The 6,748-nt window shown below is 58.1% G+C and carries 5 protein-coding genes; 4 read left to right on the plus strand and 1 reads right to left on the minus strand.

The features are described 5' to 3' along the window. Positions 1 to 156 precede the first annotated feature (156 nt). On the plus strand, positions 157 to 1,458 hold the full coding sequence (locus VNX88_22790; protein ID HWY71513.1) for a sorbosone dehydrogenase family protein: 1,302 nt from the start codon (positions 157 to 159) through the stop codon (positions 1,456 to 1,458). Positions 1,459 to 1,591: 133 nt separating this feature from the next. Then, positions 1,592 to 3,097 (plus strand): sialidase family protein, encoded by a 1,506-nt coding sequence (locus VNX88_22795; protein HWY71514.1) that lies wholly within the window; start codon positions 1,592 to 1,594, stop codon positions 3,095 to 3,097. 145 nt (positions 3,098 to 3,242) lie between these two features. On the opposite strand, the gene VNX88_22800 is transcribed toward VNX88_22795, so the two are convergent. Further along, the gene (locus VNX88_22800) at positions 3,243 to 3,647 is read right to left on the minus strand and encodes a VOC family protein (GenBank protein HWY71515.1); all 405 of its coding nucleotides are present in this window, start codon (positions 3,645 to 3,647) and stop codon (positions 3,243 to 3,245) included. A 238-nt stretch (positions 3,648 to 3,885) separates the two neighbouring features. On the opposite strand from VNX88_22800, the gene VNX88_22805 reads away from it, so the two are divergent. Next, positions 3,886 to 5,055: an amidohydrolase family protein gene (locus VNX88_22805; protein HWY71516.1), complete on the plus strand. Its 1,170-nt coding sequence runs from the start codon at positions 3,886 to 3,888 to the stop codon at positions 5,053 to 5,055. Positions 5,056 to 5,764: 709 nt separating this feature from the next. Further along, complete coding sequence (locus tag VNX88_22810) at positions 5,765 to 6,202, plus strand: YciI family protein (GenBank protein HWY71517.1); 438 nt, start codon at positions 5,765 to 5,767, stop codon at positions 6,200 to 6,202. Positions 6,203 to 6,748: the final 546 nt, after the last annotated feature.

Below are 6,748 nucleotides of genomic sequence, written 5' to 3' on the forward strand. Positions count from 1 at the left end.
GAGCGCCCCACCCATCGGGACTGAATTCTCCTCCACTCTTCTGCACAACTTGCCTTCTTCAGCACGCCCCGCGGTATTGCTCGGGGCCATTTTTCTTAGTGAAACGCCGGCCGTGCGCTTCTCGCCCATCCTGCTATCGTTAACGGGGATGAAGCTATGAAAAAGCCGAAACTCCTGACGATCTTTGCCTCCTTCGCCGTCGTGTTCACGATCACGCACCTCTTCCGCGCGCAAACGCAGAAGCCGACCACGTACAGCGACTACCGCACCCAGGCCCCCGGCGTCGCGCACAAGATCACCGTCGCCGATCTGCCGGAGCCCTATGCAAGCAAGGCAGTGGACAACGGCCCGCGCCTCGTTCCCCGCCCGAAGGACGCATGGCCGAAAGCTCCCGCGGGATTCAAAGTCGATCTCTATGCCAGCGGCCTCGAGAATCCGCGCGAGATCCGCACCGCACCGAACGGCGACCTCTTTCTGGCCGAGAGCGATCCGGGAATCATCAAGGTCTTTCGCGGCGTGACAAAGGACGGCAAAGCCGAGCGCAGCGAGAACTTCGCTACCGGCCTCAACAAGCCTTTCGGAATCGCCTTTTATCCCGTCGGACCGAATCCGCAGTGGATCTACATCGGCAACACCGGTTCGGTCGTTCGCTTTCCCTACAGCAACGGCGACCTGAAGGCTCGCGGCCAAAGCGAGAAGATTGCCGATCTTCCAGGTGGCGGCCGCTTGCGTGGCGGCGGACACTGGACCCGCGACATCGCGTTCTCCAACGACGGCAAGAAGATGTACGTCTCCGTCGGCTCACATTCCAATGTCGACGACACCGACAACAATCCCGTGGAGTTCGAGCGCGCCGACGTGCTCGAGTTCAATCCTGACGGCTCCGGACGCCGCGTCTTCGCCTCCGGCATTCGCAATTGCGTCGGAATTGCCGTCAATCCCAAAACGGGCGAGCCGTGGTGTTCAGTCAACGAGCGCGACAACATCGGCGACGACCTACCGCCGGAGTACATCACTCATGTCCAAGATGGAGGCTTCTACGGATGGCCCTGGTATTACATCGGCGGGCACCAGGATCCGCGCCATAAAGGGAAGCATCCCGAGCTGAAGGACAAGGTGATCGTCCCCGACGTCCTCGTGCAACCGCACAACGCCTCGCTCGAGATGCTCTTCTACGATGGAAAACAATTTCCAGCGAAATACGAGGGTGACATCTTTGCCTCCGAGCACGGCTCCTGGAACCGCAAGCTACGCACCGGTTACGAAGTGATCCGCGTGCCCTTGCACCAGACCGGCCACGCCAGCGGCGAATACGAAGACTTCCTAACCGGCTTTGTAACTCCCGACGGCGACGTCTGGGGACGCCCAGTCGGAGTCGCAGTCGCCCCAGACGGATCATTGCTGGTAAGCGACGACGGATCAGAGTCAATCTGGCGCGTCAGCTACACCGGCAACTAGAACCAAGTCGGCGACCGCCGGCGTTACCCAGTGCGACATCATAGGCGCGTCTGGTGGGCGCGAGCACGCTTGCGCACCTAAGCCCAGTTGTGGTCAGATGCTGCCCCCGGATTCTTCGATCCAAGGAGTATTTATGCGTGCATTGAACCGGCAGACAGTCCTGGCTTGCTTTCTCTTGTTTGCCCTCGCGGCCATGGGCCAAACCAATACGCCCGATAATCCGACCTGGTGGAACAAATACCAGTATCTCTCGACGCATTCCCCGAACGGGAACGCTGGACAAAGCAATTCCGCTCCGGTCGGCCCTAACGTAGACGTTTCCAACGAGTGCGGACCCCAAAGCGAGACCTTCATTACCGTGAACACCAGCAAGCCGACGAACCTCGCCGGCGGATCGAACGAGATTTTCCGTCTTCCCATGCGCGCGTACGCCACCTTCGACGGCGGCTCAACCTGGACCGGCGCCGATGCGCCTCTCCCGCCCGCCAAAGGCGCCAATGGCTTCGACTTCGGCTCCGATCCCAGCTTGGTATTCGACACCCAGGGAAATCTCTTCTACAGCTACATCGTTGTTTTTTTCGGAAACGGCAACGGCATCAACGGCACAGAGATGGCGGTGGCGAAATCGACCGACGGAGGCAAGAGCTTCCCTGCCGCAACCTTCTTTAGTTTTTCCGGCGGCAGCGATCATTTCAACGACAAGCCGATGATCACCGCCGACCGCAATCCCCGCAGCCCATTTCGGGATAATGTTTATGTCGCCTGGGATGCAGCCAGCGGCGGATCCGGTGGGGGTGGAATTCGAGTCGCAACCTCTTCCGATCGCGGCGCCAGCTTCAGCATTGCGCGTGCGGACGATCCCCACGGGCCGGGCCGCTCCATCGGCGCAGTGCCATTTGTCGGTCCCGGCGGCGAGCTCTACGTAGCCTGGAACGATTACCTCGCACACTCCATCGTCTTCAACCGCTCCTTCGACGCAGGCGCGAGCTGGGGCACGCCGGTCACCATCTCCACGAACAACCTTGCCTTCGACATCGCCATTCCGTCGATCTCGTTCCGCGGCGCCCTGCTGTATCCCGCCTGCGACAGCGATCGCAGCGGCGGCAGTCACAACGGCCGCAGTCACAACGGCCGCCTCTATTGCGCATGGATGGACCTCACGTCGCTAGGCGTAACCGATATCTTCGTCTCTTTCTCAGACGACAACGGAGCGACGTGGTCTCAGCGCGCAGCAGTGACCGATCCGCTGGGATTCGGCGTCGATCGTTTCTACCCGTGGATCTCTGTCGATCCAACCAACGGCGCCGTGAATATCTCGTTTTACGACACCCGCAACGACATCACCGGCGCCCGCTTCATGACCGACGTTTACTTCACCCAATCCAGCGATGGAGGAGCCACGTGGCGGCTGCCGAATACCCGCGTTTCGTCAGCCAGTTCGAACGAGCATGACTGCAACGGCGTCTTCCCATGTTCGGCGATCGATTACGGAAACCAGTACGGCGATTACACCGGCCTGGTCTCCTACAACGGCGTATCTCATCCGATCTGGACCGACAGCCGCAACAATCAGCAGCGCTCGACAGGTTGCCGGACGAACCTGGTGATGGAGGAGGTCTTCACCGCCGCAGTGAAGTAACAGAACCGCCGGCGGTAGCCGGTGGGTGACGGTAGCCGGGGCTGAGTGCAGGGCGGGCGCGTGTACGTCAGCCAATCGTGCCGCGAAGTATTACCTGGCAGCTTCGGCTGCCCACACACCCATCGGCTACCGCCGACGGTTCCGACTATGGTTGCTTATTTTTCTCATCCCAAGTTTTCGGTTCCCAAAGTTCAACCTTGTTACCGTCGGGATCAAGAATCCAGGCAAATTTTCCGTTTTCGTGGGATTCCGGACCTTGTTGAATGGCAATGCCACCGGCACGGATCTGCTTGAGCATTTCATCCATGTTGTCCACTCGGTAGTTGATCATGAAGTTTGATTCACTTGGGCTGAACCACTTGGTTTTTGGTCCAGCGACGTGCCAGGCCGTGACGCCGTGATCCTCGCCTCCATCCTCCGGCCATCTCAGAACGGCGCCGCCAAAATCTTTAAGCTCAAGCCCAAGATGCTTCTTGTACCACTCCGCTAATACTCGATCGTTCTCTTTGGCTTTGAAAAATACGCCGCCGATACCCGTGATTCTCGCCATGTGTTCCGCCCCCAGTGGACGGGCATTATAGAACGTCACGCTGTTGCCGGGGACTTCCAGGAAGTGGGTACCGTCCTTCCCATCCCAGCAAAAAAATCTTGCTGGTGACCCGGTCTTCGCGCCGTTCGAAGCGCGGGTTACGAAGAGGATAGGCGATGCGCTTTTCCCAAGTGTAGATAATGGAAGCGTGTGTAAACGGAAGTGTCAGAAGACCGAAAATGACACTGCTGCGAGCCTTATGATGAACCGTAACTTTGCCCTTGCAGTCCTGTGCCTTGCCCTGGGTATCTCGCTCCATGCCCAAACGCAAACGCCCGGCCAGATCCGTCCTCGTCCTGCCGAAGGACGCCAGCCGGAATTCCCGCTGCCGAATATCCGCGAGTACAAGCCGCGTTCGACGCTGGTCGTGCCGCAGCATCCTGTACCGCGCGCTAAGTTTCCCGTGATTGACATCCATAGCCACCATCCAACGCCGATCTCGCCAGAGCAATATGCGGAAGTGGTAAAGGCGATGGACCAGCTCAACATCCGGCTCATCGTGAATCTGAGCGGGAGCTGGGGCGACAATCTCCGACGCGGACTCGCGGTCATCAAAAACAGCCCTTACCCCGATCGCATGGTGCTATTCGCCAATGTTGACTTCAGCGACGTTGGTCCCGGGTTTGGCCAACGCGCAGCCAGGCAGCTGGAAGAGGACATCAAAGCCGGCGCCGTAGGTCTGAAGATATTCAAGGATCTCGGGCTGCATGTCCATAAGAATGATGGCTCGCGCCTCAAGGTTGACGATCCGGAACTCGATCCGATCTGGGAAAAATGTGCAGAACTCAATGTGCCGGTGCTCATTCATATTGCGGACCCACAGGAGTTCTTTGAGCCCATCGACTACCACAACGAACGCTGGCTGGAACTGGCGCTTTATCCGGGCCGACGGTATCAGGACCGCAGTAAGTTTCCGTCTTTCGAAGAGTTGATCACTGAGCGCAACAGTATGTTCGCGCGCCATCCGCGCACCAAGTTCATCGCAGCGCACTTTGGCTGGCACGCCAACGACCTCGCACGGCTCTCGCAGTTGCTTGACCGTCTTCCCAATGTCTATCTTGACGTTGCCGCCGTGCTCTATGACTTCGGTCGCCAGCCGCGGGCAGCACGCGCATTCTTCGTCAAGTACCAGGACCGAATCCTTTTTGGGAAAGACAGCTTCCAACCCGACGAGTACCCGTATTACTGGCGAACGTTCGAAACCGCAGATGAGTACTTCGATTACTACAGGGACTACCACGCCTTTTGGAAGCTGTACGGTCTCGATCTGCCCGACGAGGTTCTCAAAAAGCTCTATTACGAGAACGCATTGAAAATAACGCCTGGCCTGTCACGTCCATTCGCCAATCAGCAGAACCGCCGGCGGTAGCCGGTGGGTGGGCGGATCGGAACCGGCAGCGGTAGGGTCCCCGGCAAGCGCTTTGTCGTCCTGAGCGAAGCCGAAGGATCTTGGGTTTGGTTTTGGCTGCTTGCGGTTGCTGGGGTGAGGGTAGCCGCTGGGTCAGCCGGTATTTCGATAACAGCCGTCGAGTCATCGGATTCGGGTGGGAGCCCCCTGCTTCAGCAGGGGGAAGTTGCCCTTGAGGGCAGCGGAAGCGAGCTCTCGCTATTTTCCTCTTTTGGGGCTTCAGCCCCGGACTCCAGCGCTAAAGCGCCAGAAAATAATAATGAAGACGCGACTTTCAGCAGCGCTGAAGCGCTGCTTCTCCCCTGCTAAAGCAGGGGGCTTCCACCAAGCTGCAACGCCTCCCACCCGGCATGTAGGGGCTCCCGCCCAGGGAATATTGGGGACAGCCTGACTGCGTCATTTAAGATTATTGTCGCAGTTCAGGCTCGGCCCCAGCCGCGAAGAGCTAAACCACATGCTCAACCTGCCTCAATAAAATCCGCAATTTAGACCATCCTGCGTCTCCCCGAAAAAATAATTCATTAAATTCCGTTCGCATGTCGATTCGGGCCACACCCCGTTCGACGTATCAGCAGAGAGCCAGTACGATAGCGAGCAACAGCGATCCAACTGCGCTCTCAATCTGAGTTCGAGCCACTCAACCATCGCTCAAACCAAAGGAGATTTCGCAATGCGAGTCATGGCCATCATCAAAGCAACCCCAGAGTCAGAAAAAGCAGCCGCCCGCCCCGATCCACAATTCCTGGCCGAGATGGGCAAATACAACGAAGAGCTCATGAAGGCTGGCGTCCTGCTCGCCATGGACGGCCTCCATCCCAGCTCCAAAGGCGCACGCGTCAAATTCTCGGGCAAGTCTCGTACCGTCGTCGACGGCCCCTTCACCGAGTCCAAGGAGCTCATCGCCGGTTTCTGGATCTTGCAGGTCAAGTCCATCGAAGAGGCCATCGAGTGGGTCAAGCGTTGCCCCAACAGCAGCGCCGGCGACTACGAAGTCGAAATCCGCCAGATCGGTGAGATGGAAGACTTCGCACCCATCCTGTCCGAAGAGGAGATCCAGTACAAGATAAAGCGCCGAGCAGAGCTGCCAAATCAGACCGCCAACAGATAGCAACCAAAGACTGTCATTCTGAGGCGCTCACTCTAACGACTGTCATCCTGAGCCTCTATATAAGCTTGTCATTCTGAGGCCCGATGTTGGCCGAAGAATCTCCCGGAATGTCTAAGACTGAATTGCTGCTTACTGGCACTTTGGCCAATACTTTCTAGTGTTGAATTTCAGCAGTCAGACACATATAAGGTTCCTCGTGAAAGTGCCCTACTGGCAGCATTCACGTCTGAGGCATTTCGGTCCTTCGCCCAAGAGCACTCAGGATGACAGTCTTCAGAAAGAGGGCCTCAGGATGACAGTGTTTGGGAAAAAGGGTCTCAGAATCGCAGTTCGGCTGTCCCCTTTGGTCCCTTCGTTCGGGAGGACAACGAATCCATGAAACCACCATCGAACGTCAAGACGCCGGCGCAATACATCGCCTCACTCCCCGCCGATCGTGCGAAGACGATCGCGACGGTGCGCGCACTCGTGAACAAGCACATTCCGCGCGGCTACGATGAGTGCCTCGTCTGGGGCACGATCGGCTGGACGATCCCCCTGTCTCGA

The sequence above is a fragment of the Terriglobales bacterium genome, assembly GCA_035567895.1.
Taxonomy (GTDB): Bacteria; Acidobacteriota; Terriglobia; order Terriglobales; family Acidobacteriaceae; genus Gp1-AA112.